The organism is Campylobacter concisus, from assembly GCF_902460705.1.
GTDB classification, from domain to species: domain Bacteria; phylum Campylobacterota; class Campylobacteria; order Campylobacterales; family Campylobacteraceae; genus Campylobacter_A; species Campylobacter_A concisus_Z.
On sequence record NZ_CABPUP010000003.1, the window covers coordinates 171,894 to 197,537 of the forward strand.

The following is a 25,644-nucleotide window of genomic DNA, read 5'->3' on the forward strand; positions in this document are numbered from 1 at the left end:
TTGTCAAGTCCGTTTGATTATGAGTTTAACCGCATAAATAAGCAGGAGTGCACGCAGGGCGAAAATAAGGCAGTTATCGCAGCCGGAGCTTGCGCCTTTTTGCTCGCACTTGTGAAATTTACAGCTGGGCTTTTTAGCGGCTCGGTCGCTGTGCTTGGCTCGGCGATTGACTCGATGCTTGATTTTATAGTCTCACTTTTAAATTTATTTGCGCTTAGAAAGTCAAGAAAGCAAGCTGATGAGAGATTTAACTTTGGCTATACAAAGTTAGAGGCCTTGGCGGCGCTATTTGAGTGCGTCATCATCGTGGTGGCTGCTGGATATATATTTTATGAGAGTATTAAAAAATTTAGTGAGCCAAATTTAGAGATAGACCTTGGCTTAAGCCTTGGTGTGATGGTTTTTTCGGTAGTTGTGACGTTATGTTTGGTGCTATTTTTAAACCAAATTTCTAAAAAAAGCGGAAACCTTATCATAAAAGCAGACGCGCTGCACTATAAGATCGACCTTTTTAGCAACCTTGCAGTCATCATCTCACTACTTATCATTAAATTTAGCGGCTTTGTGATGATAGATGCGATCTTTGGTATCGTGATAAGTGGCTACATCGCTCAAAGCGCTATAAGTCTTGGCAAAGACGCCTTTGGTGTCTTGCTAGATCACGCAGCAAGCCCTGAGGTCACAGAGGAGATCATCAAGATGATAAAGGCAAAGCAGAGGATTTCAGACTTTCACTACCTAAACACAAGGCAGAGCACAAATACCATATTTTTAACGCTGCATTTAGTTTTTGACAAAGATATCTCGCTTTACGACGCGCACGAAGTAGCTGACTCGCTTGAAGCTGAGATAAGAGAGAAATTTAGGGATTATTCGTGGCAGATAACCACGCATTTAGACCCATACAATGACAAAGAAGGGAAATGAGATGAAAGTAGCACTACTTCAACAAGAATTTAAAGGGACAAAAGAGGCGACTATCGCAAAGACGCTTGAGCTAATAGCTGAGGCAAAAAAAGGCGGTGCCGATCTAGTCGTCTGTCAAGAGCTTCACCAGACGCAATACTTTTGCCAAAGCGAGGATACAAATTTCTTTGATCATGCAAACGAGTGGCAAGAAGATGTCGCTTTTTGGGGCAGGGTTGCAAAAGAAAATGGCGTGGTTTTGGTCACTTCGCTTTTTGAAAAGAGGGCTGACGGACTTTATCACAACACCGCCTTTGTCTTTGAGCGTGACGGCAGCGTGGCTGGCAAATACAGAAAAATGCACATCCCTGATGACCCTGGATTTTACGAGAAATTTTACTTCACGCCTGGCGATATAGGCTTTGAGCCTATTGAAACTAGCCTTGGTAAGCTTGGTGTTTTGGTCTGCTGGGATCAGTGGTACCCAGAGGCTGCAAGGCTAATGGCACTAAAAGGGGCGAAAATTCTCATCTATCCAACTGCTATTGGCTGGTTTGAGGGCGATAGTGATGATGAAAAGTCAAGACAGCTTGAAGCGTGGGTGGCGGTGCAAAGAGGTCACAGCGTGGCAAACGGCCTGCCAGTTGTTGCAGTAAATCGTGTGGGCTTTGAAAAAGATGATAGCGGCGTGATGGATGGGATTAAGTTTTGGGGAAATAGCTTTGTCTTTGGCCCACAAGGCGAGCAACTTTTCCGTGCAAATAGCACAGATGAGCTTTGCAAGATCGTTGAAATAGATATGAAAAGAAGCGAAGAAGTGCGCAGAATTTGGCCATTTTTAAGAGACCGCAGGATCGATGCCTACGCAAATATCACAAAAAGATTTATCGACTAAATTTAGAGCTAGAATTTCTAGCTCTTTTAAAATGTAAATTTCTTATCCACTATGCGAACTATCCTACCGCCAAGCCTTTTTGCCTGCTCTTCGTTATGCGTGGTGATGATGATGGTGTATCTTTGTGACAAGCTTTTTAAAAGCTCCTCTATAATCAAGACATTTTTCATATCAAGCGATGAGCAAGGCTCATCAAGCATGAGCACTTCAGGCTTTGTAGTTAGCATCCTTGCGATGCAAAGTCTTTGCTTTTGACCGCCAGAGAGCTTGCTAGCTGGCATATCTAGGTCGTTTATTTCGCCCAGTAAATTTACGCTTTTAAGCAGTTCTTCTACTCTTTTTTGCTTATCTTTTATGCTGCCCTCGTAAAATTCCATCGCATAGGTCAAATTTCTCTCAACGCTAAAAGGAAAGAGCGTGGCGTCTTGAAAGAGTATGGCTAGCTTTCGTCTTAGCCAAATTTCGCCCTTATTTTTGATATTTTCGCCTTTAAATAGGATCTCTCCGCTATATCTGCCGCCTTTTTGCTCCAAAAAGCCATTTAGCGCTGAAAGAAATGTCGATTTGCCACATCCTGAGCTGCCCATTAGGCAGATGATCTCATTTTGGGCGACGTTTAAATTTAGATCTTTTAAAATTTCATTATCTTGATAAAAAATACTAAGATCTTTTATGTTTAAAATATCTGGCAATTTTCTCTCCTATATCAAATAAAACTACGGCTGAAAGCAGGTGCAAAATGATCAATATAAAAATAAGTACAAGTGCCGTGGCATAGGCATTTTGCGTTGCGACTGACTGGCTTAGGAGCATGTGCAGGTGAAAAGGAAGTGCCATGACTGGCGAGAGCAGGCCTTCTGCCTTTGCCATGAAGACGACTCCAGTTAAAAGTAGCGGCGCAGTTGCCCCTATGGCGTAGCTGCCAGCAAGTATCAAGATCGATATGATATTTTTTCTAATAGTTGGCAAAACCAGTTTTCTAGCCATAAAATTTTTATCAACGCCAAGTGCGAAGCTATCTCTTAACATCTTTTCATCGATCTGCGAGATCACCTTTTCAACGCTTACTTCAACAAATGGAAAGACCATCAAAGCAAGCGTAATGCTAGCTGTTAGCAGGCTTTTTGGGATATCAAGGCTAACGATAAAAAGTCCATAAACAAACATTCCAAGCAAGATAGAAGGTATCGAAGCCATCGTTTGGATGATAAATTTAAGCCCAAGCTTTATCGTGCTAGAGGCGCAGTAAATTTGCCTATAAATGGCGCAGCTAACGCCAAGAAGTGCTGAAAATATCATCGAGAGCGTCATCAGCAAAAATGACCCCACAATCGCGTTTCTTATGCCGCCGCTCTCACCTAAATTTAAACCTTGCGGGTTTTTGGTTAGAAAGTCTAAATTTATCTGAGAGATGCCATTTGCAAAGATGAAATAAAATATCCAAAATATCACCGCAACCACTATAAATACGCAAAGATAAGCATAAAATTTAACTAGATGATCTTTAAAAGCGTTCATTATTTTTCTCAAATTTAAAGATAAAAATATTTAGCATAAATATAAAAACAAGCAGGACAAATCCGCTTGCAATAAGAGCGTGATAGTGCAAGCTGCCAGCCTCGCTCATGCCCATTTCAAGGGCTATTAGTGATGGTATAGTTTGAGCTTTTGAGAGCAGGTGCGGAAAAAGCGGGGTGTTGCCTATGACCATCATCACAGCCATAGTCTCGCCAGCTGCCCTTGAAAATGCGAGTATAAAGCCTGAGATACTAGCTTTTATCGATTTTCTTAAAATGACCTTACGTATAAAATATCCAGTGCTTACGCCAAGAGCGTCTGAGTTTATTTTGAAATTTTGCTTTAGCAGCTCGACACTTTGAAGCAGGTGTGATGTAAAAAATGGCAGTATCATTACGCTAAGGATCAGACTTGCTGCTAGAACTGACTCTCCAGCGGACATTTTTAACCCTGACTCTAAAATTTTTACAACCGTGTAAAGTGCGAAAAATCCGTAGATGATCGAGGGTATACCAGCTAAAATTCTTATCATCCAGTCCAGCACGTACCTAAGCCAGGCGTTCGCAAAAAAGCATATAAAAATGGTAACTCCAAGCGAGATGAAAAATGAAAATATACAAGCTAAAAACGCAACTGCGAAATTTGCGACTAGGATATTAAACAGCCCAAAGCTAAATGGCTCCGTGCTAACGTCCCAGTCGCCATTTAGTAAGAAGTCAAAGAGACTTACTTCTGTAAAAAAACTCGTGGAATTTAGTAGTAAAAACCCCACGAGTAAAAGCAAAAGCATGGCGGATAAAAGTGTAAAAACATATACTCCGCCTCTAAAAATTTGCCCTGTCATTGGCTATTTTACTGGTATAAATCCCATTTTTTCGATAGTCTTTTGACCTTCGGCTGAATTTAGCACGTCAACAAAAATTTGCTCGCTCTTGCTTAGATCGCCACTTTTTACGATGATGAGCGGGCGAGAGATGTAGTATTTGCCATCAACTATGTTTTTAACAGTTGGCTCCACGCCGTCAACGTTTAGCGGTATTAGCTTGCCTTTGTTTTGGTTTGTGATACCAAAAGATGCGTAGCCAATAGCGTTTTTATTTTCGATGATCTTTGAGACAAGTGCGCCCATTGAAGGTGACTGGATGACGTTTTTGCTAACTTTTACATCTTTCATGATCTTTTTTTGAAATACCTCGTGAGCGCCGCCTCCTAGATCTCTTGTAACTACGACTATTTCGTCATTTGGTAGGGACTTGTCAAGATCGCTCCACTTTTTGTACTCGCCTGAGAAAATTTTGACGATCTCATCTTTGCTTAAATTTCCGCCCTTTAGCTTTATCACCTCATTTTCTGGGTTTACAGCCACGCAAAGTGCGTCTATGCCAAGCGTATAGGCTTTCATATCTTTGATCTTTGCTTTTTCGCTATCTTTTACGTCGCGGGCTAGCATGCCAAAGTCAGCGACATGATCAAGCACAGCTTTTACACCAGCACCAGAGCCACCAGCTGAGACAAAGATGGTGATATTTTTGTTTGGCAATGCGCTATCTACTTTATCCCAAGTCTCGTACTTTTCGATAAAGTCGGTTGAAATTTTAGCAATGACTGGAGCTAGAGTAGATGAGCCACTAAAGCTAACTTGCGTTTTTTCGTCCGCACCAGAAGCGAAATTTAGAGATAAAAGCAGCATTGAAGCGGCCAACATAAGTGATTTTTTCATAAAAACCTCCAAAATTTGATTGTTATTAACATTTGTAAAAGATATTGGTTAGTTGTAAATTTGCAACAGTTTTTCTAAAACTTAGAACTTTGCCGTCATTATACAATAAAAATAATATTTAAGTTGTGATCTAATTAAAATCAAATCGCCCTATAAAGAAATATAAATTTATTCTTAAGAAAATATTTTTTTAAGTCTTGATTGTGTAGAATGGTTGCAACTTTACAAAAATGGCATAAAATATCATAAGAAAAAGATACAAAGCTAAATTTATAGAATAAAATAGCCTTAAATTTTTTGAAAGGATTTTAGATGAAAACTACTTCTTTAGCACTTGCTGGCTTGCTTTTAGCAACAACTCTTTCTGCAAAAGAATTTATCAGTATCGGCACTGGCGGTATGACAGGCACGTACTATCCAATAGGTGGAGCGATCTGCCGTTTGGCAAATAAAAACACTGATGTAAAATGCTCAGTCCAATCAACTGGCGGCTCTGTTTATAACGTAAATAACGTCCTTAAAAAAGAGCTTACATTTGGCTTTGTTCAAAGCGACGTCGTCTATGATAAATATAACGGCACTGGCAAATTTGATGGAGCAAAAGATGAAAATTTACGCTCAGTAGTAGCTATCTATCCTGAGCTTCTTGCATTTGTCGTGGCAAAAGATAGCGGCCTAACAAGCGATATCCAGTCGTTTGCAGGAAAAAAATACAATGTCGGCAACCCAGGCAGCGGCAACGAAGTGAGCACACTTGAAGTCTTTAAAGCAAAAGGCTTTGACGTCTCAAAATTAGGCTACCGTGGCGTTTTAACAGTTGGCGAATGCCCACACGCACTAAAAGATAAAAAAATAGACGGATATAGCTTTGTCGTCGGTCATCCAACCGCAAACATCACTGACGCTGCGACATCTTTGCCTATTGATATCCTAAACATCGAAGGTAGCGAGATCGACAAACTTCTTGCAGAGAAGCCATACTTTGCAAAAGGTGTGATCCCAAAAGGCTCATATGATGGCGTCGATCACGACGTAAACACTATCGGCGTAAAAGCTGTTTTGGTAACTAATAAAGACACAAAAGATGAGGCTGTAAAAGCTGTAATAAAAGCTATTTTAGATAACTTTGATGAGTATAAAACTCTTCACCCAGCGCTAAAATCAGTAAACAAAGAAGATCTCGTCCAAGGTCTTTCAGCTCCGCTTCACCCAGCTGCAGAGGCTGCATTTAAAGAGGCTGGTATATTAAAATAATCCATTTTCAGAGGCTTTTGCCTCTGGATAAAATTTAAATATACAAATTCTTTTGAATTTATATATTTAAATTTTAAAGGAGAGAGATGAACGAAGTCAAAGACAACGAAGAACAATTTGTCGAAGTAAAGACAAGGGAGATAAATAGCAATTTTTACAACTATTTCATTGCGATCGTATGCTTTTCTTGGTCAGTTTTTCAGCTTTATATAGCTTATTTTCCGCTAAATACAAACATTTCGCGCTCGATACACTTAGCCTTTGCGGTTGGGCTTGTATTTTTGCTTTATCCAGTCACTTTTCATAAAAAGGCACATTCTAGTTTGCCATTTTACGATCTGGTCTTTTGTGTGGTAGGCGTTGTTGCCGTACTTTATCCGGCGGTTTATTTTTATGAACTAGCTGATAGGACAGGGGACTACATCACGCAAGATATCGTCATATCATTTTTGGCGATCATTGTCTTGCTTGAGGCTGGCAGGCGTGTCATGGGGCCAGCACTTCCAATTATTTGTATATTATTTTTGGTATATGATCACTTTGGCCCTTATATGCCAGACATCATCGCTCATCAAGGTGCCAGCTTTGAAAAGATAGCAGGTCATATGTTTTTAACGACCGAGGGCGTCTTTGGTGTGCCTATCGGAGTTAGCGTTAGTTTTATCTACCTTTTTGTACTTTTTGGCTCGTTGCTTGAGAGGGCAGGTGCTGGGCAATACTTTATAAATTTGGCCTTCTCGCTTCTTGGTAAATATAGGGGCGGCCCAGCCAAAGCCTCAGTCATCGCAAGTGGCCTAACAGGCATGGTTTCAGGCAGCTCAACAGCAAATGTTGTAACAGTTGGTACATTTACCATACCACTTATGAAAAAAGCCGGTCTCTCACGCACAAAAGCTGGAGCCATCGAGGTTGCTGCTGGCGTAAATGGACAGCTTATGCCTCCGATCATGGGCGCAGCTGCCTTTATCATCGCTGAGTTTTTGGGCATGACATATACAAATGTTATGATGGCAGCGGTAATTCCAGCTTTTGCTTGCTATTTGTCACTATTTTTTATCGTTCATTTGGAGAGCGTCAAGCTTGGCTTAAAAGGTATAAATCAAAGCGAATTTCACTCAAGATTTAAAATTTTTGTAAGCGGATTTCACTATATAACTCCGATTTTGATTTTGCTTTATACGCTATTAATCGCAAAAGAGTCAGCCATCGCTGCAGCATTTAATGCTATTGGATTTTTATTTTTAATAATGATCTTTCAAGAGCCAGTTAAAAAACTAGCAAGTGGCGAAAAAGTTGGAATAAATGATGTGTTAATAGGCTTTGAAGATATATTTTGGGCGATGATTGCAGCTGCAAAAAGTATGACAACGATCGCTATAGCAACCGCGCTTGCAGGCATCATCGTGGGTTCTATCTCTCTAACTGGCCTTGGCCAAGTGCTTTCAGACCTAGTTGAGCTACTTGCTGGCGATAATATAGTTATGATATTGCTTCTTACTGCGATGATGTCACTTATACTAGGAATGGGCCTTCCAACAACAGCAAACTACATCGTAGTTTCAAGCCTTGTGGCACCTGTCATTTTATTTTTAGCATATAAAAATGGCTTCTTAATCCCTGCCATTGCTGTGCATCTTTTTGTATTTTACTTTGGAATTTTAGCTGATGATACGCCACCAGTTGGTATCGCGGCTTATGCGGCAGCTGGTATTGCTAAAGCAAATCCTATAACCGTTGGCGTTCAAGGATTCTTTTATGATCTAAGAACGGCGATCTTGCCATTTGCCTTTTTCTTTAATAACAAACTTATGCTAATAGAAAGCGTAAATGAGGGCGATCCGCTTGATTCAAAAGGAATAGTCTGGATGAGCAATCCACTTGAAATTTTACTTGTCTTTGGTATGGCAATCGTGGGAATGTTTGCTTTTTCAAGCTTACTTCAAGGCTACTATGTCACAAAGCTTAGAATTTGGGAGCGTATTCTTTTGATTCCAGTTGTGCCACTGGCTCTTGTACCAAATATATGTGCGAAATTTAATCTTATACCAAACGAATACACTGCTTATATCGTAGCTGCTGTACTTTATGGATTTGTTTTTATGACTCAATGGGGCATTAAAGACAAACCACTTGATCAAATAAAAATAATCTAATCTTAGGCAAGAGTACTCTTGCCTAAATTTCTAATATAAATTTTTAGAGCCACCTTTATACTTTGAGTAATTTTTATTTAAAATAAGTGTTTTTTTGGATTTTTTGTTTTAAGAAATTTTTAGGCTCGTAAGCCTAAAAATTATAGTTGTTTTGAGCGCCTTAGATCGCCTGCAAATTCGCAAGACATCTTATCACCTAATTCGCAGCCTTTTACTAAAAATTCATAAGCTTTTTTAAATTCTTTAGCCTCTATCAAGATAGAACCTACCATCTCGCAAGAATATCCATCATTCTTATCACAAGCTTTATTAAAAAGTTCTCTTGCTTTTTGTGGCTCAGTATTTAGATAAAGTCCACCAGCTGCCGAGCAACCCTCTTTTTCACCGCTTTGGCAAGCTTTATTATAATACTCTAAAGCCTTGTCTAGATCCGGTGTCGCTGTTTTGCCTAGCTGATAAATGGCGCCAGTTTTTACACATGATTTTGCATCATTTTCTGCACATCCTGCTTCAAATTTAGCTAAAGCTTCTTTGAAATTCGAGCTCCCATATGCCTTTAGTCCATCTTCAAAGTTACCTGCAAAAGCACAAGCAGCTAAGATTGAGATAAAAATCATTTTTTTCATTGAAATTCCCTTTTTTGTGAATTAACATGCAATTTTAGCATATTAATTTTTACACTTACTTGATGAAAAATAATTACGCTTTTAAAATTTGCTCTTGTTTTTTATAATCAGGCATGATTTTTTCTATAAAATCGTAAAAACTTTTTTGATGATGTGGATAGAGCATGTGTGTTAGTTCGTGAAGAACGACGTAGCGCACGGCTGAGAGAGGCTTTTCTATGAGTCTTAGACTTAGGTTTATATAGCCTTTTTTATGATTGCAGCTGCCCCAGCGAGTTTTGCTATTTCGTATGACGATGCGCTTGATTGGTTTGTTTATAAAAGGCTGAAAATGGCTTACAAGCTCTAAAAATAGCTCTTTTGCTCTTACTTTTTTAAAACACTCAAGGCTTTTTAAATTTGGCGTAAAGACAAACTCGCCATCAAAAAATGGCTCTTTAAAATTTTCATCAAATTTTATCTTATAAACTTCTCCAAGAAATCTCATCTCATCATCTTTTGGCAAATTTACAAGAGCTTTTTTGTAAGTATTTTCAAGCCAAATTTTATGCATCTCAAGAAAGCTAAGAGCCATCTTTTGTGTGCTGTAAAATGGCATAGATAGCGTTATCTTAGCGTCCTTACCAACTCTTAAACGCATGGATTTTACATTTGTTTTAAAATTTATTAAAATGCTTAGCCCATAAAAGTCTAAATTTATGCTCTTTTGCTTTAAACTAGGCGTTTTTCTTGCCATTTTTTGCTTCTCCAACGCCATGTATTTGCAAGGCCTCTTAGCCATTCATCAGCACAAAACCCTATCCAAACGCCGATAATTCCCCAGCCAAGATAGATGCCTAAGAAATATCCAAGTGGCAGCGAAAGCCCCCACATAAAGATAAGGCCAGTCGCAAGAGGAAATTTTGCATCACCGCTTGCACGAAGGGCATTTACGATGACTATGTTAAAGGTTCTGCCCGCTTCAAGAAATATCGAAAGTGTAAAAAGTGGTAGCATGATCGCACGTAAATTTTCGTTTAAATTTAGTGCGTCCATGATCTGATACTTTAGCGCATAAGCTATAAGCACGACTACAAGCGTTATAAAAACTCCAAGTCTTAACGCCCTAAATGTCCTTGTGTAGGCCTCGTTAAACTCGCTTGCTCCAACTAAATGTCCTACAATGACCTCGTTTGCCACGCTAATGCTTGCTCCACAAAGCAAGATAAGAAGCGTGATCTGAAAGTAAATGGTCTGTACGCTAAGGCTAGCCTCACCCATACTTGCCACAAAGCCAAAAGCGACCATGTATTGCGCCATCCAGAGTAAATTTTCGCCTGCGCTTGGAAGGCCGATTGAGAGGATTTTCTTTAAAATTTCAAATGGTACGACAAGTAGCTTTTTAAAATAAATTTTAACTTTTGCCTTTTGACTCAGCATATAAGCTAGCACAAAAATGCCTACTAATCTGCCAACAAGTGTCGAGATAGCGACTCCTTGTAGGCCTAAATTTGGCAGATTAAACCAGCCAAAAAGGGAGATAGCATTGCCTAAAATCGTAATTACGTTCATTAAAACCGAAGTTAGCATAACAGCAGTTGCTAGGTTATAAACACGAAGCACAGCAGCTAGCACCATACCGATACCATCAAAAAGTAGGGCAAAGCCAAGGATATGAAGATATAAGAAGCTATCATTTATAAGCTCTTTTGGCACGTTTAGTAAATTTAAGATGTTGTAGCCAAAGACGTAGATAATGATAGCTGAGAAGATACCAAAGAGCGTATTTGACGTGATACTTGCGTGTATGACGTTTGAAGCAAGATCGTTCTTTTTAGCTCCCAGTGCTTGGGCTACTACTACCGAACAGCCAATGCTTAGAAAGTTAAAAATAGTCATAAAAAGATCCATCACTTGGTTGCCTGCACCCATGGCGCCAACTAGGTGCACGCTCACTTTCGTTACCATGTAGGTGTTGATGATAAGCGTAATGAAGTGTAAAAACATATCCAAAAATATCGGAACTACGAGTTTTCTCATAGATAAGTTCATTAAATTTTCCTTAATTATTTTAAAATTTTGGCGATTATAGCCAAAATTAGGTTTTAGCTCCCTTTTGATATAATCGCGAGAAATTTAAAAAATGAGAGAAAAATGGCATTAATCGACCTGATAGACGTAAGTAAAAAATTTGGTGCAAATGAGATTTTAAACGCTGTAAATTTTAGTGTAAATGAAAATGAAAAGATAGCGATCATCGGTAAAAATGGCAGCGGCAAAAGCACGCTTATGAAGATCATCTCTGGCGAAGTGACAGCTGATAGTGGCAGACGCGTAACCCAGAGCCTAATAAGTGTCGAAATGCTAGCACAAAATCCAAATTTTAACGCAACTTTTACCGTAAGGCAGGCACTAAATAACGAGCTAAAAGAGATATTTGATGCGATAAGCGAATATGAAAAGAGCGGTGTTTTATTAGCAAATGACCCAGAGAACAAAGAAATTTTAAAAGAGCAAGAGAGACTTATAAAATTTATAGAGGCAAAAGACGGCTGGAATATCGAGCACAAGATCGAGAGAATTTTGCAAGAGTTTAAGCTAAAAGAGTATGAAAATAGGCCCATTTGCTCACTAAGTGGCGGCGAGATCAGACGTGTGGCACTGGGTGCGCTCATCCTTAAAAAGCCAGATGTCTTGCTACTTGACGAGCCAACAAACCACCTTGATGTATATATGGTCAAATTTCTTGAAGATATGCTAAAGAGCTCAAATCAAAGCATAGTTTTCATAAGCCACGATAGGTATTTTATCGATGCGCTGGCAACTAGGTGCGTTGAGGTCGAGGAGGCTGGGCTTAGAAGCTTTGATGGTGGATATGCAAACTATCTAACCAAAAAAGAGGAAATTTTAGCAAGCCTTGCAAAGTCGCATGAGACGCTGCTAAAACAGCTAAAGGCCGAGGAAGAGTGGCTAAGGCGCGGCGTAAAAGCTAGGCTAAAGCGAAATGAAGGCAGAAAAGAGCGAGTATTCGCCATGCGTGAGGAAGCGAAGAAAAATCCAGGCGTGATAAGACGAGTGAGGCTAGAGCTTGAGCGCGCGAGTAAAAATTTCAACCAAACACAGAGCCAAAACCGCAAAAAAATGCTCTTTGAGTTTAAAAATTTAAGCAAAAGCATAGATGGTAAGGTGCTTTTTGAAAAATTTGACGCAAGGGTCTTGCAGGGCGAGAGGATCGCCATAGTCGGACGAAATGGCAGCGGCAAAAGTACGCTACTTAAAATTTTGTTAGGACTTGAAAAGCCAAGTAGTGGCGAAATAAAAAGAGGCGAGGTGAGTATCGGCTATTTTGATCAAGCTAGAAATGTCCTTGATGATGACAAGAGTCTTATTGAGACATTTTGTCCAAATGGTGGTGATCACGTGCTGGTTCGTGGGCGAAATATACATGTTTATGGCTATCTTAAAAATTTTCTCTTCCCAAAGGAATTTCTAGATAAAAAGATAGGCGTTCTAAGTGGCGGCGAGAAAAACCGCGTGGCACTTGCACTTCTTTTTACAAAAACCTATGACGTACTGGTGCTTGACGAGCCGACAAACGACCTAGATATCGCAACTATTAATATTTTAGAGGACTACTTGCAAAGCTTTGAGGGGGCGATCTTACTAGTAAGCCACGATAGATATTTCGTCGATAAGATGGCAAACAAGCTTTGGGCATTTGAGGGCACAAAGATAAATGTCTTGCATGAAGAGTATAGCGTCTATTTGGAGCTTGAAGATGAGATGAAAGAGCTTGATAAATTTGAAAAAGAGCTATCAAATAGTCAAAATGAAGCCAAGCGAAAGAGCAAAACAGGCGTAAAGCTGAGCTACAAACAAACGCAAATTTTAAACACATATCCAGATAAAATTTCAGCCCTTGAAATAAGAATAACCGAGCTAAACGAGGCTCTAAGCGACCCTGAAATTTATCAAGAAGTAGGCCTAACCAAGCTTTATGAAGAGCTAGAAAAGGCAAAAGCTGAGCTTGAAAACCTAGAAAATGACTATTTTGAAGTGCTTGAGATCGCCGAGGAGCTCGAGTAGCTTGAAAAAGATCGGTAGGATAAGCGCGCTAAATAGAAGAGTTGTTAGGCTAAATTTAGCCACAAGCATGAGCCTTTTGATAGGTAAAGAGAGATTTAGTGGGGTGTTTTCACCAGAGATAGAAAAATATGAAGTAGGCGATCTAGTCGAGATAAAATATAAAAGAGTTGGATTTTTAAATAAGATATAGACCATTAGGTTAATCGCGACAAATAGAGAAAATTCGGACTTATATGAAAGGTTGAAAAATTTATTTTATTTGATTATGTTTTTATATTTTTCTCTTTTTTTATTGATGGTGATTTATTATGGGGTTTTAAAGAATTTTAGTATTATTGGAGCTATTTTAGCATTATGTGCTGTTTGGCTATTAAATACAGTAATTAGAGTAGTATATTATCAGTTTTTAATTTTTAGATATTTTATATTTGGATAGGTTTTGTGAAATTTAAATTTATGAAAGGTTTTTGTGACATGATGAGGTCGCTAAATTTTTTTGAAATGGGGCTAAAATGTTAAAAAAACATCCGCTAATCTCTGTAATAATCGCCATTGTTGTGATATTTTTTACTGTCTATTTTTTTATCTTTGGGTTAGCTACTATTTTAGATGACGACATTGGCGATAGTAAAGAGTTAAATAATAGCTATTTTTACGTCAAAGATGACAAGGTCTATGCCATGGTGCCAAGTGGGGGTAAATTTGAGCTAATAGGCGTGAGGGCTAGTAAATTTAGATACATTGACACCGGCAAATACGACAACAGAAACGTTGGCGCTAGCGATGAGGCGGTGTATTGTGGCAATCTCTTAATGAGCGGGCTTGATCCAAATGGCGTTAGAGCGCTTGGCAATGGCTATTTTGGCGATGGCAAGATAACATATTTTTGTGATAGCGCAAGCGAGACGAACCTCGAAATATCCGCATTTAAAGAATTTTGGGATATCGTCTCACATAAAATGTTTAACACCCCAAAAGCGCAAACTCATATCTATAAATTTAGACAGGTTGATAACGCTAATTTAGCTGCGATCTTGGGCTTTGGCTATGCAAGCGACGGAGTAAAAGTCTATCATGAGGGCAAAGAGCTAGAGGGCGCAAATGCCAGCAAAATGCGCTACATCGAGCAGGCATCTGGCAGAAAGAGCGTGCATTTTACGACTGACGGAGAAAATGTCTATTATGACAGCACAAAACTAGGGATCAAATTTAGCCCGCAAATGCGTGATATCGGCGAGATATGGCGCATTCACTATCTTTATGAGCCAAATTCTGGCATGGTCTATGCAAACGATCACGAATTTGACCCACAATTTGCCCCATACGAGCCACTTTTTAACCTAGAAGACGAGCACTCCTATCATGCTCTTTTTCGTGGCAAAGGCGGTATCTATCACTGGGAGCGAAAGTGGCAGTGGCATAACAGCATAGATGAGGGCGAGTTTGTAAGAGACGGAGACGATCCTTTTAAAGGCGAGATAACGCCGCTATATGGCGACGTGGTGATAAGTGATGGCAAGACATATTTTCTAAAAACCTATGAAATTTGGCACAACACGAAAAATGATCACAGTCTAAGCTCACGCCACACGTGTATCGTTAGGCTTGATATAAAAGAGCAGTGGCGAAAGATAGGGCTTGTAAGAAACGATGGTTACGGAGCGGTTTATGCAAACGGAGATAAGACATATTATTTTGATAACGTCGGCTACGGCTGGCATTTTAACAGCAGTGTTTATGATATAAACGACCTTGGCGTGGTTGAAATTCTCACTCGTCCTTATGGTCCAAATGTTAAGAATTTAAAACTTGATGAGATAGTAAAAATAGTAGATCAAGGCGCTATGACGCCAGCTGATGGCGAGGTGGTGATCGATGCGATAAGCGACTTTGATGAGTATTCGCAAAAATATGCCTACTGGATATTTCTTGCAATAGCATTTGTGGCCTCGGTAGTTGGCGCTATTTTTAAAAATAAAAAGCAAGCAAACAAGCTTAAAAAAAAGTAGATAATTATAGATTATGAGAAAAATTGCGACTAAGATACTTTATCTTTTTGTTATTTTGATGCTATGTTTTGTTTTGGCTATGCTTTATCTGTGGCGTGAGGGAGAGTATCAAAGAGGCTTTGCAAACATAGATAATAGCCAGTTTTATCGCTCGCCAGAGGGTAAAATTTACGTTCAAATTTCAGGCAGTGGCAAGTATGAGCTAAAAGGCGTCGATGAGGCTAGTTTTAGGGTCTTAAAGCTAAAACACGCGTATGACTACTCAAACGTAGCGGCTGATAAAAACAGTGTCTATTGCGCTAGAGAAATTTTACCTGATCTTGATCCAAACAGCACCAAAGTGCTTGGCAATGGCTATATAAGCGACGGCAAGATAAGCTATTATTGCAGTTCTAGAAGCGAGAAAAAGGCGGGATTTAACGAATTTATCGCCATTATGAAAAGCGTCACTCACGTCTTTATAAAAAGCTACGATGATAGCTCATATTTTTATAGGGCAAAGCGAGTTGAAAGTGCAAATTTAGAGCCTATATTTGACGCTGGCTTTGCAAGAGATGGAGCTACGCTTTACTACAAGGGCGAAAAGCTTGACGCAGATCCTAGTGAGCCAAGATACATCACGGCAGAAAATGGCGCTGCTAGCGGATATTACACAGACGGCAAAAGCCTATTTTTAGGCTTTTATAAGCTTGATGCAAGATATTCAGATGAGACGCGCCAGATATGCTATGACCCAAAGCACGATATAGAATATCTTTTTGAGCCAAAAAGTGGGGCGGCGTTTGCAAATGAGCGTAAATTTAGCGCTCAAAATATGCCTTATAGCGCCATTTATAGCATGGATAACGTGCACTCGTTTTGGCCTCTTTTTGCCAGCAAAGATGGAATTTACTTTTGGGATGGCAGTAAAAACGAACAAGATAAAATTTCAGACTACCAGATAAAAGGTGAGCTAAAAAGGCTCTATGCTGACGTTTTTGTAGATGAAAGCTCAGCGTATTTTTTACAGCAAGGCGAAGAGTGGCAGCGCTCAAAGCATGGTAGGCACCTAGTGGCGCAAACTGTCTCTTTATATAAATTTGCCCCAAGTAGCTCTTGGCGCGAAGTAGGGCAGGTAAAAGATGGCGAATATGGCGCAGTTTATGCAAATGGCGAGAAGGTCTATTTTTTTAGCAAGATAAAGCCATTTTACGGCATAAAGCATAGCGTTTATGAGGTGGCGGGTCCTAGCGTCATAGAAATTTTAACAAGAGCGTCTAAAGAGCTTAGCGCAAAAGATATCAGCGATATGATAAAGCGCGGCGAGCTAGTGGAGGCAAGCGGCGAAGAGGTCGCAAGGTCGAGGGTAGAGTATGACTCGCCAAAGATCATTTTATATATCACATTTGGCGTCGCCTTTTTTGTCATAGTGCTAACAACTCTTGCAAAACCAAAGAGAGATAAAAGCGACTTGAGATAAATTTCAAAGTGGCTATTTTTGGTGGCTAAAGCTTAAAATTTCATAAAAATTTAAAGAGAAATTTGACCTATTTACTCTTTTTTGTTAGTTTGAAAGGAAGCTGAAATTTACAAAAAGGAGAAAAATGTTTAAATTTCAAAGATCAAAATTTAACAATTCGGTGTTTATACCATCGCTTGTTGTCATAGTTTTAATAACGGCATTTGCTGCGATATTTCCAAATTTCTCAAATGAGTTTTTTAAAGGTATGCAAAACTACATCGCAGCGAAATTTGGCTGGTTTTACATCCTAGCCGTCGCCGTCATACTGCTAAGCGTCATCATTCTTGGCTTTAGTAAGCTTGGCGAGATCAAACTAGGAGCTGATCACGTAAAGCCAGAGCACAAAAATATCTCGTGGTTTTCTATGCTTTTTGCCGCTGGCATGGGCATAGGTCTAGTGTTTTTTGGTGTGGCCGAGCCGCTCATGCACTATCTAAATCCGCCGATCGGCGACGCGCAAACTATCGCAGCGCAAAAGCTAGCTCTGAATATAACCTTCTTTCACTGGGGTATGGGCGCATGGTCGGTCTATGCTATCGTGGCGCTGATACTTGCCTTTTTCTCGTATAGGCACGGCTTGCCGCTCACGCTTAGATCGGCATTTTATCCGATCATCGGAGATAAAATTTACGGCAAGATAGGTAGCGCTATCGACACATTTGCCGTTGTGGCGACCCTTTTTGGCGTGGCGACATCGCTGGGATACGGCGTACTTCAGGTAAATGCCGGTCTTACGCACGTTTTTGGCCTGCCGACTATGCACATCACGCTTCTAATAGTGCTTTGTTTTGCTGCTACCATCTCGGCGGCAAGCGGTGTCGATAAGGGCATCAAAATCTTATCAAACGCAAACATCGCGCTAGCTATATGTTTTATGTTTTTGATACTATTTTTGGGCGATACGACGCAGCTTTTAAAGTCGTTTGTGCAAAACAGCGGCGACTACGTCTCTACGCTCATTTCAAACACATTTAACCTCTACGCCTACGAGAAGCAAAATGATAGCTGGCTTGGCGGCTGGACGCTACTATACTGGTCTTGGTGGCTCTCTTGGTCGCCGTTTGTGGGGCTGTTTATCGCCAAAATTTCAAAGGGCAGGACGATAAGAGAATTTGTGATCGGCGTACTTCTCGTGCCAACTGGCTTTACCTTTGCTTGGATGAGCTTTTTTGGTAACTCGGCGATCGCGCTTGTTCAAGGCGGCTTTAGCGAACTTGCGACCACGGTAAATTCTGACTCGGCTTCGGCACTCTTTATGTTTTTGGAGAAATTTAGCTTTTCAGGCGTGCTAAGCACGATCGCGGTCTTTATGATCGTCATATTTTTCGTCACTTCGGCCGATTCAGCGGCGATCGTGATGAACATGCTTTGCTCAAACGGCAAGGATGATACGCCGGTTTGGCAAAAGGTCTTTTGGGGCGTTACGGTGGGCGTCGTGGCGGCATTTTTGATGCTAGCCGGCGGACTTGGCTCGCTTCAAGCACTTACGATAACTACGGCGTTGCCGTTTGCTATCGTGTTGCTTGGCGCCATTTACGGGCTATTTAAAGCCTTGCGCGTCGATGTGACCAAAAAAGAGACAAATAACTTTAACAACATGCCTCTTAGCGATCTTTCAAAGCCTTGGCAAGAGCGACTAAGCGCTATCATCACTCTACCTAGCAAAAAAGACGGCAGTAAATTTCTAAACGAAGTCGTGCTAAAAGCCTTTAACGAACTAAAAGAGGAATTTGCCAAAAACGGCCTTGAGGCAAATGTAACAAAAGCTGAAAATTTCGTAAATTTAAACGTCGGACTTGGCGACGAGATGGATTTTAGATACGGCGTATATCTCACCAAAAGCCAGAGTCCGGACTACACTAGAGAGCTTGAGGGCGACGATCTTTATTACAGAGCCGAGGTATACCTAAAAGAGGGCGGTCAAGACTACGACGTGCTTGGTTGGAGCGAGGCTACGCTGATAAACGACGTCATCGAGCAATACCGCAAACACATGCAGTTCTTGCATGTCGTTAGAAGGTAGACTTGACTGAAATTTGCCTGGAATTTGAAAATTTCTAGGCAAATTGTAAATCTTACTCACTCGTTATCGTTTGTTACTGAATTTGAAAGCATAATATGCTTGTTTATAAATTTTAAAATTTAATTGAGTTTTATACACGTGGTGTAAAGCAAGATATAAGTGTCCTTATTTTTTAGAGAAAACAAATTAGAAAATTTAACTTTATTAGTTTGTATTTTTGCTTGTAGCTATGAAATAAATTTGAAATAAAAAATGTTAATTTTTTGTTGCGTATCGTTCAAATTCCAGAGCCAAAATGCATTTTCTGTAAATTTTTAACTTTGATAGATGTTTTACTATACCTGTCGTTGTAAAAATTTACAAAATCTCAAGTCTGGTGCTGATATCAGCAACGCCCTTTGAATACATCGCTGACGTTACTATTGCATCAGCATTTGCGTAATCTTTTGCATTTGATAAATTTATACCACCAGCTGCTAAGATAATGGTATTTGGCGAAATCTCATCTCTTAAAGAGAGTACATTTTCGATGAGTTCTGGGCTAAATTTATCGCATTGCACAACGTCGCACTTTGCTTTTAAAAGCTTATTTGCTTCGTCTAAATTTTCAGCTTCAATGCATACTTTTCGCTCAGCCATTTTTGCTTTAAACTCTGGTAAATGTGATAAAAATTTATCAAAGCTACCGTAGGCTTTCATGTGGTTTTTAAAAAATAAAATGCTATCGCTAAGCCCAAGTCTATGGATGCCACCACCGCCTTCAAGTACGGCTTTTACGCAAAATTTCTTAGCAAATGGAAAACTCTTTCTAGTCGCCAACACTTCACATTTTTCATTGATGCACTTTGCGGCATTTACCATTTTATTTGTATAAGTTGCGATGGCGCTGGCATATTCTAGTGCGACTTGAGCTAGTTTCCAAGCTTTATGCACATCTTCGTAGCTACCATAAATTTTTATGATCACATCGCCAGCTTTGCAAATTTGAGAATTTTGCATAAAAATTTCACTCTCACACCCAAGTAGCCTTGCAACACTTGCGGCCACATCAACGCAGCTAACACAAATTTCATCACGTGAATAAATTTCAAGTGAGGCATTTTTATCGATATTTTGAAGCGACGTAGTAATGTCAAAGTAAGGTATATCTTCGTTTATATAGCTTAGAATTTCTGCGTCGCTAAGTATCATTTTATGCCTTTTTTACCTCATTTTTTGCTTTTATTATCATTTTTTTGAAGATTCCATTATCATAAAGCCCAGCATGATAAAGAGCAAAACAAGTAAATGCGATGCCTGAAGCAACGTGAAATTTCTTAATGCTTTTATTTCTTTTCATAAAAAGGGCGCTTAAGCAAACTGAGGCTAAAGTGATGCCCATACCGACTTTTGATACTTGTCTATGAGTGTTTATATCAAGTAGTTTGCCACTTATTTTTGTATCGTTTTTCAAATTCTTCTCCATTTAGTTTTTATTCCAGCAACTTGTATTTTTTATACCAAGACTTTCTGGGTCAAATTCTGGATTTTGTCCAGCACCTCTTTGAGCTTCGTAGTCTTTGACTGCTATTATCACTACCTTTGAAAGTAAGAATATGGCGATAATATTAATAGTTGCCATTGCAGCCATTGTGATATCAGCGATATTCCAAGCGAGCTTTAAATTCATTTGAGCACCAATAAATATCATAACGACGGCCGTTATCTTAAATAGCAAAGTAAGCTTGTGGTTTTTGGTTAAAAATTTCATATTTGCCTGAGCGTAGTAGTAGTTGCCAATAAGCGAAGTGATAGCAAAAAGTACAACCGCAAGAGTAGTAAAATGAACTCCAAATTCACCAAAATACTCTTTCATTGCAGCTTGAACGAGAGGAAGTGCTGTTAGCACCTCACCACTTGAGCCAGTCTGCTTCGTAAGATAGGCCTGTGAAAATAGCACGATCATACCAGAAGCGATACATATAGTCATGTCTATAAAGACTGCCATTGCTTGAACTAGGCCTTGTTTTACTGGGTGGCTAGTATGTGCTGCGGCTGCTGCGTTTGGAGCTGAACCCATACCAGCTTCGTTTGAGAAAAGGCCTCTTTTGATGCCTATTACGATCACGCTGCCGGCAAATCCGCCAAATATCGCTTTAAAATCAAAGGCATTTTCTAAAATCATCTTAACAACATCAGGAATTTCTTTGAAATTTAAAACGATAGCAATAAGTGCTAGCGAGATATAGGCAAGTGCCATGAACGGCACGATGTATGAGCTTACTTTACCGATGATGTGACTTTTGCTAAAAAACATTACCGCCGCAAATGCCGTAAGAATAAGGCCGATGCCAACAGGTAGGCCGCTTTGTGCAAAGCTAACGTTGCTGCCAGCTTTGTCGTAGTAAATTTCAAAAGCTGATGTCATTGTATAGCTTTGAAGTCCGTTAAAGCCGTATGCGTAGGTAATGATGAGAATTACCGCAAAAAGCGAAGCCAACCACTTTATGCCAAGGCCATTTTTGATGTAATAAGCTGGACCGCCTTTAAATCCAAAAACGTCTTTTGTCTTATAAATTTGTGCTAGTGTGCTCTCTATAAAAGCTGAAGCTGATCCTAAAAATGCCATCAAACACATCCAAAAAAGAGCACCCGGACCGCCCGCAGCGATAGCAGCTGAAATTCCAGCGATATTGCCTATGCCAACGCGCGAAGCAGTCGAGATCATAAGTGCTTGAAATGGCGTTAAATGGTGCTTATTGTACTTGTCTTTTTTTTCTACTAAGACTCTGCAAGCTTCAAAAAACATCCTAAACTGCACAAAACGAGTCAAATAACTAAAATAAATTCCCGTAGCCACAAGAATAATGACTAAAAAATATCCATATAAAAAGTCGTTGGCTATGTCCATTTTGCCGTTTAAAAAATTTAAGAAACTATCAAGCACCATTTACCCTTTCAAATTTATTTTGATTTGAATTTTACGCCCTTCATTGAATTTAATAAAAGCCAAATCGTTGTGCCATTATGAAGCATGGCAGTTGCTATTGGATTTAACATGCCAAGTGTTGCTGCACTTAGTATAGCTGTGTTTACGCCAACGGTTGAGCGGAAATTTGAGCTAATTAAATCCATTGTTTTATTTGCAAGCTCTTTTACGAGAGCTACGCTCATGATATCGTCTTTTAAAAGACTTATATCAGCCGTTGCTTTAGCTATATCAGCACCTTTGTGCATGCTTATGCCCACATTTGCCTTAGTTAGGCTTGGAGCATCATTTATGCCATCTCCCACAAAGGCTACTTTTTTGCCCTCACTCTTTAGCTCTTCGATGATAGCTGCTTTATCTGTTGGTAAGCACTCTGCATAGACCCTATCAAGTCCAAGCTCACGTGCTACTTCTTCAGCCTTGCTTTTGATGTCGCCGCTTAGCATGACGACCTCTTTTACGCCAAGGCTTCTTAGCTTTTTAACCATATCTTTTGCGTTTTCTCTCATATCATCTTTCATAGCGATGACGCCAACTAGCTCTTTATCATATCCTACATAGAGTAAGGTTAGTCCGCTATTTAATGCTTTGCTTATTAAAGCTTCATGAGCTTTAAAGTTTATCATCTCGTCATCTTCCAAAAAGTGCCTGCTGCCGATAACCACCTCTTTGCCGTGCATCGCAGTTTTTACACCGTGAGCTACGATAAATTCGACTTCATCGTGATGAATATGGTGGAAACCACGCTTATTTGCAGCTTCAACTATTGCTTCAGCCACTGGATGAAAGTAGTGCTCCTCAGCACTTGCAGTTAAATTTAATATATCATTTTGAGAAAAGCCCTCTTTAAATGAGTAAATTTCAACTACACTTAGGCGTCCATGTGTCAGAGTGCCGGTCTTGTCAAATACAAAAGTATCAACTGAGCTTAAAGCCTCAATCGCCTTTGCACCTTTTACAAGAATGCCGTTTCTGCCTGCTTTTGAGATGCTTGATTTAAAAGCAACTGGTGTAGCAAGCTTTAATGCGCAAGAGTAATCGGCCTGAAGCACGCTAGCAACGCTGTTCATATTTTTATTTATAACATACGAAAGCCCAGCAAGAGAGAGCGTGACTGGCACAAGTTTATCAGCTAGTTTTAGAGCTTTTACGCCGATAGCTGACTTCTCATTGAGCGAGCTTTGGATGTACTCTTTGATCCTAGCTGTTGCTGTATCACTACCTACATTTTCAGCCCAAATTTTTATCCTACCTTCATCAACCACGGTGCCACTTATAACACGGTCGCCTCTAGCTTTTGGTATAGGTTCAGCCTCTCCGGTCATTGAGACTTGATTTACATCGGCGTTACCTTCAACGATATAACCATCAACACCTATCGTCTCACCAGCTCCGACTACTACGATGTCGCCTTTTTTTAAATTTTCGGTTTTTACTTTTTCAAGCGTCTTTTCACCATTTAAATTTCTCTCGACCCAGACTTCTTCGATATTTGGTTTTGCTAGCTCTTTGATGAGATCATCACTTCTGTGACTAGCGCTTTCTTCCATATATTCGCCGATATTTATCATCAAATTTGTGCTATTTGCTGCTAAATGATCGCCCATTGCTAGGCTAGTACCAATAGCAGTTGCCTCAAGCACTTTTGAAGTAACGCCCTCATGCCTTAGCTCTTTTGCACCTTCTATTAAATTTGGAGCTGTGGCGTAAAGAGTCACGGCTGATTTTAGAGTTTTATTGCTCATAAATGGCGTTATACCAAGTGCGGCAGCAGCCTTATAGATATTTGCCTTGCTTGGCAAATTTGGATCTTTTGCCTTTGTTGGAAATTCATAGCTTTCAATAAAGTTTAAAATTTTCTCATAGCTTTTATCAAACTCGACAATGATACTTTTTGCATATTTATTTACACGAACACTTAGTGCATCAGTTCGCTCTGAGATCGCAGCCTCGATAGCGCTGACGTCGCTTCTAGCGTTTAAGCTCTCGCAAATAAACCTGGCTCTATTTTTACTCTTATGAGCTAGAGTGATCTTATTTTTGTGAGTCAAGTTCTGCTTTGACATCTTCAAAACGCTCTTTTAGTTCTTCTATGCCAGCATTTATAAGCTCGCCACCTTTGATAATCGCTTTAAATACGCACTCTTGCGCTTTTGGATTAGTCAGTACATAAGCTGCGATACCACCTAAAACTAGACCTTTTACAAAACCAGCAGCATTAAAATTTTCAGGTACAAATGGTAAATCTTGAGCTGCGTTGTTTATTGCGTTATCAATTGCGCTTGGCTGAGTAGCTGCTGCATTGTTAGCTACAGTTTCACTTGCTACATTTTCTTCATTGATGTAAGGGTTATTCATTATTTACTCTCCAATTTTATTAGTTTTTCTGCTATCAAAAGACCGCCGATGCCAGCTGCTGTAAAAGCTGCTGCATTTAGATATTTTTTTTGTGCTATTAAATTTGAAGCATGAATGCCAACAGCGCCTACGAAGCCACCTGTTACAGCGTATTTTGCTATTTTTTTAGCAACATCTTTTTTAGTTGCTCTATTATTTAGATAGTCACTAAAGCCAAGTGCAGCTGCACCCATGCCAGCGATTAAAGCACCACTGATGAAGTGATCAAATGGAAGTCTTGTGCTTGAAAGTGTAAAAAGACTATTTTCTTGCATTCTCTATCCTTAAGCTATATCGTTTGGTGTGATAGCTTTTGGAGCAGCTGGCTTTTTAGCGCGTGGTTTTCTTGTTTTCTTTACCACTTTTTCAGCCTCTTTTTCTACTTTTTTAGCACCACGTTTTGCTTTTTTCTCTTCTTTTACTATAAAGTCTTTTGCATCTTTTGCAACACTTTTACCTTTTTTGTAAAGATCTTTTGCGGCCTCTTTGCCTTTATCAAAGCCATCTTGGGCGTACTCTTTGATCTTATCTCTTTTATTCCAAGCAGCTATTGCTAAACCGCCTACTGCTAAACCTGCTAAAAATGGTAATGCCATTTTAAATCCTTTCTTTGTTTGATTTTGTAAATTATTCATTTTCTTCATCCTTATTAAAATTTTTGCTAACTACTGAAATGCCTAATGCCCCAAGCGCAAGTCCGCTAAAAAACGAGAAATTTGGATTATTGGTTATCTTTGCTAACTCGCTTTTATCAGCTTTGCCACTTGCGATATTTTGCAAGCTTTTAGTTATCTCATTAAAGTCATTTTGATAGTTTTCTAAAATATTTGTTATGCCATTTTGCTCAAAATTTTGTGAAATTTCATTTAAATTTAGCTCATTTTTTATTTCACAGCCACTATAAATTTCTTTTAAGCGTTGTTTTAAAGAGGTGACATATTCGTTATTTGAAGTAGCCCAAAGTCTAAAAAATAGATCTTTTAGCTCTTCATCATCTAAGCTTTCACAAAATTTTTCATACATTTTATTTAGCTCCAACTCATAGTTTAAAGCTTGTATCAGCGCATCTTCTTTATTTTTTGCTGGTAAAAATATAGCTTCATTTTCGCAAGCAAGCTCATAATCATGAGCACTCGCAAATTTTTCTATCAAGATAATCGCATTTTTTCTGATATTTGCGATCTCGTTAAAAACATCACCAAATGAAGCTAAATTTTCATATAAGCTAAGTGCGTTCTTTTCGCTGGTGTATGATGCATTTAAAAGTTCATTAAGCATATTTCACTTCTTTTGCAACTTCATTTACTCTAGTTGAAATCTCTTCTAAATTTTGCCCTTTTAAAAGATCTTCCCAAAGATTTTTTGGAAAAATTTCATGATCGTATTCGATCGTTACAGAGCCGATTAGCTTGTTAAATTTTACATTTTTTATACCATTTATCTGAGCTATCACATCATCTAGGCTAGCTAAATTTACGCTACTACTTAGCTCTTTTATCTTTGGGCTAACTCTTACTCTTAGTCTGCCGTTTGTATGAGCTATCATTGAAAAATAGCTTGCAACTTGTGCTAAAGTTTGTGTTTTTATATCCATTTTCATCCTTTTTTT

25 protein-coding genes are annotated in these 25,644 nt (G+C 39.3%); 9 read left to right on the plus strand and 16 right to left on the minus strand.

The features are described from left to right. The gene (locus F3G75_RS05830; RefSeq protein WP_103559229.1) at window positions 1-927 is read left to right on the plus strand and encodes a cation diffusion facilitator family transporter; all 927 of its coding nucleotides are present in this window, start codon (window positions 1-3) and stop codon (window positions 925-927) included. 1 nt (window position 928) lies between these two features. After that, on the plus strand, window positions 929-1,801 hold the full coding sequence (locus F3G75_RS05835) for a carbon-nitrogen hydrolase (RefSeq protein WP_103613923.1): 873 nt from the start codon (window positions 929-931) through the stop codon (window positions 1,799-1,801). Window positions 1,802-1,827: 26 nt separating this feature from the next. On the opposite strand, the gene F3G75_RS05840 is transcribed toward F3G75_RS05835, so the two are convergent. The 4 genes from F3G75_RS05840 to F3G75_RS05855 are packed head-to-tail and all read right to left on the minus strand — an operon-like array spanning window position 1,828 to window position 5,039. After that, window positions 1,828-2,493 carry a phosphate ABC transporter ATP-binding protein gene (locus F3G75_RS05840; RefSeq protein ID WP_149716900.1) on the minus strand — a complete coding sequence of 222 codons (666 nt, stop codon included), beginning with the start codon at window positions 2,491-2,493 and terminating at the stop codon, window positions 1,828-1,830. Next, window positions 2,462-3,319, minus strand: a complete 858-nt coding sequence (locus F3G75_RS05845; RefSeq protein WP_149716901.1) for a PstA family ABC transporter permease — start codon at window positions 3,317-3,319, stop codon at window positions 2,462-2,464. The genes F3G75_RS05840 and F3G75_RS05845 overlap by 32 nt, the downstream gene beginning before the upstream one ends. Next, window positions 3,306-4,163, minus strand: a complete 858-nt coding sequence (gene pstC, locus F3G75_RS05850; protein ID WP_149716902.1) for a phosphate ABC transporter permease subunit PstC — start codon at window positions 4,161-4,163, stop codon at window positions 3,306-3,308. Before pstC ends, F3G75_RS05845 begins: the two co-directional genes overlap by 14 nt. 3 nt (window positions 4,164-4,166) lie before the next feature. Continuing rightward, entirely contained in the window at window positions 4,167-5,039 is an 873-nt protein-coding gene (locus tag F3G75_RS05855; RefSeq protein WP_149716903.1) for a phosphate ABC transporter substrate-binding protein, read from the minus strand. 312 nt (window positions 5,040-5,351) lie between these two features. On the opposite strand from F3G75_RS05855, the gene F3G75_RS05860 reads away from it, so the two are divergent. Further along, window positions 5,352-6,293 carry a TAXI family TRAP transporter solute-binding subunit gene (locus F3G75_RS05860; RefSeq protein ID WP_107916622.1) on the plus strand — a complete coding sequence of 314 codons (942 nt, stop codon included), beginning with the start codon at window positions 5,352-5,354 and terminating at the stop codon, window positions 6,291-6,293. Between the two features lie 86 nt (window positions 6,294-6,379). Beyond that, the gene (locus tag F3G75_RS05865) at window positions 6,380-8,446 is read left to right on the plus strand and encodes a TRAP transporter permease (protein ID WP_149716904.1); all 2,067 of its coding nucleotides are present in this window, start codon (window positions 6,380-6,382) and stop codon (window positions 8,444-8,446) included. Between the two features lie 140 nt (window positions 8,447-8,586). Here the strand turns inward: F3G75_RS05865 and F3G75_RS05870 are convergent, their stop codons facing one another. The 3 genes from F3G75_RS05870 to F3G75_RS05880 all read right to left on the minus strand — a co-directional run bounded on the left by F3G75_RS05870 (window position 8,587) and on the right by F3G75_RS05880 (window position 11,103). Continuing rightward, window positions 8,587-9,072, minus strand: a complete 486-nt coding sequence (locus tag F3G75_RS05870) for a tetratricopeptide repeat protein (protein WP_087585286.1) — start codon at window positions 9,070-9,072, stop codon at window positions 8,587-8,589. A gap of 73 nt (window positions 9,073-9,145) precedes the next feature. Further along, window positions 9,146-9,829, minus strand: coding sequence for a M48 family metallopeptidase (locus tag F3G75_RS05875; protein WP_149716955.1), 684 nt, complete (start codon window positions 9,827-9,829; stop codon window positions 9,146-9,148). After that, window positions 9,784-11,103, minus strand: coding sequence for an MATE family efflux transporter (locus tag F3G75_RS05880; RefSeq protein WP_103576362.1), 1,320 nt, complete (start codon window positions 11,101-11,103; stop codon window positions 9,784-9,786). Before F3G75_RS05880 ends, F3G75_RS05875 begins: the two co-directional genes overlap by 46 nt. A 102-nt stretch (window positions 11,104-11,205) precedes the next feature. On the opposite strand from F3G75_RS05880, the gene abc-f reads away from it, so the two are divergent. The 5 genes from abc-f (at window position 11,206) to F3G75_RS05905 (ending at window position 18,670) form a co-directional block, all read left to right on the plus strand. After that, window positions 11,206-13,137 (plus strand): ribosomal protection-like ABC-F family protein, encoded by a 1,932-nt coding sequence (gene abc-f, locus F3G75_RS05885; RefSeq protein WP_149716905.1) that lies wholly within the window; start codon window positions 11,206-11,208, stop codon window positions 13,135-13,137. 1 nt (window position 13,138) lies between these two features. Further along, window positions 13,139-13,327 (plus strand): hypothetical protein, encoded by a 189-nt coding sequence (locus F3G75_RS09315; RefSeq protein WP_188115397.1) that lies wholly within the window; start codon window positions 13,139-13,141, stop codon window positions 13,325-13,327. A gap of 322 nt (window positions 13,328-13,649) precedes the next feature. Continuing rightward, window positions 13,650-15,146 (plus strand): DKNYY domain-containing protein, encoded by a 1,497-nt coding sequence (locus F3G75_RS05895; RefSeq protein ID WP_149716906.1) that lies wholly within the window; start codon window positions 13,650-13,652, stop codon window positions 15,144-15,146. Between the two features lie 13 nt (window positions 15,147-15,159). Further along, on the plus strand, window positions 15,160-16,605 hold the full coding sequence (locus tag F3G75_RS05900) for a DKNYY domain-containing protein (protein ID WP_149716907.1): 1,446 nt from the start codon (window positions 15,160-15,162) through the stop codon (window positions 16,603-16,605). 124 nt (window positions 16,606-16,729) lie between these two features. After that, window positions 16,730-18,670 carry a BCCT family transporter gene (locus tag F3G75_RS05905; RefSeq protein ID WP_149716908.1) on the plus strand — a complete coding sequence of 647 codons (1,941 nt, stop codon included), beginning with the start codon at window positions 16,730-16,732 and terminating at the stop codon, window positions 18,668-18,670. Between the two features lie 357 nt (window positions 18,671-19,027). On the opposite strand, the gene modD is transcribed toward F3G75_RS05905, so the two are convergent. From modD to F3G75_RS05950, 9 genes are read right to left on the minus strand one after another with little or no spacing between them, the layout of a single operon-like run. Then, a complete protein-coding gene (gene modD, locus F3G75_RS05910) occupies window positions 19,028-19,861 on the minus strand; it encodes a ModD protein (RefSeq protein ID WP_149716909.1) in 834 nt (277 codons plus the stop codon). A gap of 1 nt (window position 19,862) precedes the next feature. Continuing rightward, window positions 19,863-20,123 carry a helicase gene (locus tag F3G75_RS05915; protein ID WP_103583443.1) on the minus strand — a complete coding sequence of 87 codons (261 nt, stop codon included), beginning with the start codon at window positions 20,121-20,123 and terminating at the stop codon, window positions 19,863-19,865. 12 nt (window positions 20,124-20,135) lie between these two features. Then, complete coding sequence (locus F3G75_RS05920; RefSeq protein ID WP_223154390.1) at window positions 20,136-21,599, minus strand: alanine/glycine:cation symporter family protein; 1,464 nt, start codon at window positions 21,597-21,599, stop codon at window positions 20,136-20,138. A gap of 14 nt (window positions 21,600-21,613) precedes the next feature. Next, a complete protein-coding gene (locus F3G75_RS05925) occupies window positions 21,614-23,689 on the minus strand; it encodes a heavy metal translocating P-type ATPase (protein WP_149716956.1) in 2,076 nt (691 codons plus the stop codon). Then, window positions 23,673-23,996: a YtxH domain-containing protein gene (locus F3G75_RS05930; RefSeq protein WP_149716911.1), complete on the minus strand. Its 324-nt coding sequence runs from the start codon at window positions 23,994-23,996 to the stop codon at window positions 23,673-23,675. The genes F3G75_RS05925 and F3G75_RS05930 overlap by 17 nt, the downstream gene beginning before the upstream one ends. Further along, window positions 23,996-24,310: a magnetosome protein MamC family protein gene (locus tag F3G75_RS05935; protein ID WP_021091246.1), complete on the minus strand. Its 315-nt coding sequence runs from the start codon at window positions 24,308-24,310 to the stop codon at window positions 23,996-23,998. The genes F3G75_RS05930 and F3G75_RS05935 overlap by 1 nt, the downstream gene beginning before the upstream one ends. A gap of 9 nt (window positions 24,311-24,319) precedes the next feature. Further along, window positions 24,320-24,670 carry a hypothetical protein gene (locus tag F3G75_RS05940; RefSeq protein ID WP_021091243.1) on the minus strand — a complete coding sequence of 117 codons (351 nt, stop codon included), beginning with the start codon at window positions 24,668-24,670 and terminating at the stop codon, window positions 24,320-24,322. Continuing rightward, window positions 24,663-25,313, minus strand: coding sequence for a ferritin-like domain-containing protein (locus F3G75_RS05945; RefSeq protein ID WP_087579348.1), 651 nt, complete (start codon window positions 25,311-25,313; stop codon window positions 24,663-24,665). The genes F3G75_RS05940 and F3G75_RS05945 overlap by 8 nt, the downstream gene beginning before the upstream one ends. Further along, the gene (locus F3G75_RS05950; protein WP_021091233.1) at window positions 25,306-25,629 is read right to left on the minus strand and encodes an HMA2 domain-containing protein; all 324 of its coding nucleotides are present in this window, start codon (window positions 25,627-25,629) and stop codon (window positions 25,306-25,308) included. The genes F3G75_RS05945 and F3G75_RS05950 overlap by 8 nt, the downstream gene beginning before the upstream one ends. Window positions 25,630-25,644: the final 15 nt, after the last annotated feature.

Bases quoted from the DNA above. Each gene is read 5' to 3' on its own strand.
- F3G75_RS05835 (WP_103613923.1), top strand. From the start codon at position 929: ATGAAAGTAGCACTACTTCAACAAGAATTTAAAGGGACAAAAGAGGCG.
- F3G75_RS05845 (WP_149716901.1), bottom strand. From the start codon at position 3,319: ATGAACGCTTTTAAAGATCATCTAGTTAAATTTTATGCTTATCTTTGC.
- pstC (WP_149716902.1), bottom strand. From the start codon at position 4,163: ATGACAGGGCAAATTTTTAGAGGCGGAGTATATGTTTTTACACTTTTA.
- F3G75_RS05855 (WP_149716903.1), bottom strand. From the start codon at position 5,039: ATGAAAAAATCACTTATGTTGGCCGCTTCAATGCTGCTTTTATCTCTA.
- F3G75_RS05860 (WP_107916622.1), top strand. From the start codon at position 5,352: ATGAAAACTACTTCTTTAGCACTTGCTGGCTTGCTTTTAGCAACAACT.
- F3G75_RS05865 (WP_149716904.1), top strand. From the start codon at position 6,380: ATGAACGAAGTCAAAGACAACGAAGAACAATTTGTCGAAGTAAAGACA.
- F3G75_RS05870 (WP_087585286.1), bottom strand. From the start codon at position 9,072: ATGAAAAAAATGATTTTTATCTCAATCTTAGCTGCTTGTGCTTTTGCA.
- F3G75_RS05875 (WP_149716955.1), bottom strand. From the start codon at position 9,829: ATGGCGTTGGAGAAGCAAAAAATGGCAAGAAAAACGCCTAGTTTAAAG.
- F3G75_RS05880 (WP_103576362.1), bottom strand. From the start codon at position 11,103: ATGAACTTATCTATGAGAAAACTCGTAGTTCCGATATTTTTGGATATG.
- abc-f (WP_149716905.1), top strand. From the start codon at position 11,206: ATGGCATTAATCGACCTGATAGACGTAAGTAAAAAATTTGGTGCAAAT.
- F3G75_RS05895 (WP_149716906.1), top strand. From the start codon at position 13,650: ATGTTAAAAAAACATCCGCTAATCTCTGTAATAATCGCCATTGTTGTG.
- F3G75_RS05900 (WP_149716907.1), top strand. From the start codon at position 15,160: ATGAGAAAAATTGCGACTAAGATACTTTATCTTTTTGTTATTTTGATG.
- F3G75_RS05905 (WP_149716908.1), top strand. From the start codon at position 16,730: ATGTTTAAATTTCAAAGATCAAAATTTAACAATTCGGTGTTTATACCA.
- modD (WP_149716909.1), bottom strand. From the start codon at position 19,861: ATGATACTTAGCGACGCAGAAATTCTAAGCTATATAAACGAAGATATA.
- F3G75_RS05920 (WP_223154390.1), bottom strand. From the start codon at position 21,599: ATGGTGCTTGATAGTTTCTTAAATTTTTTAAACGGCAAAATGGACATA.
- F3G75_RS05930 (WP_149716911.1), bottom strand. From the start codon at position 23,996: ATGAATAACCCTTACATCAATGAAGAAAATGTAGCAAGTGAAACTGTA.
- F3G75_RS05935 (WP_021091246.1), bottom strand. From the start codon at position 24,310: ATGCAAGAAAATAGTCTTTTTACACTTTCAAGCACAAGACTTCCATTT.
- F3G75_RS05940 (WP_021091243.1), bottom strand. From the start codon at position 24,670: ATGAATAATTTACAAAATCAAACAAAGAAAGGATTTAAAATGGCATTA.
- F3G75_RS05945 (WP_087579348.1), bottom strand. From the start codon at position 25,313: ATGCTTAATGAACTTTTAAATGCATCATACACCAGCGAAAAGAACGCA.
- F3G75_RS05950 (WP_021091233.1), bottom strand. From the start codon at position 25,629: ATGGATATAAAAACACAAACTTTAGCACAAGTTGCAAGCTATTTTTCA.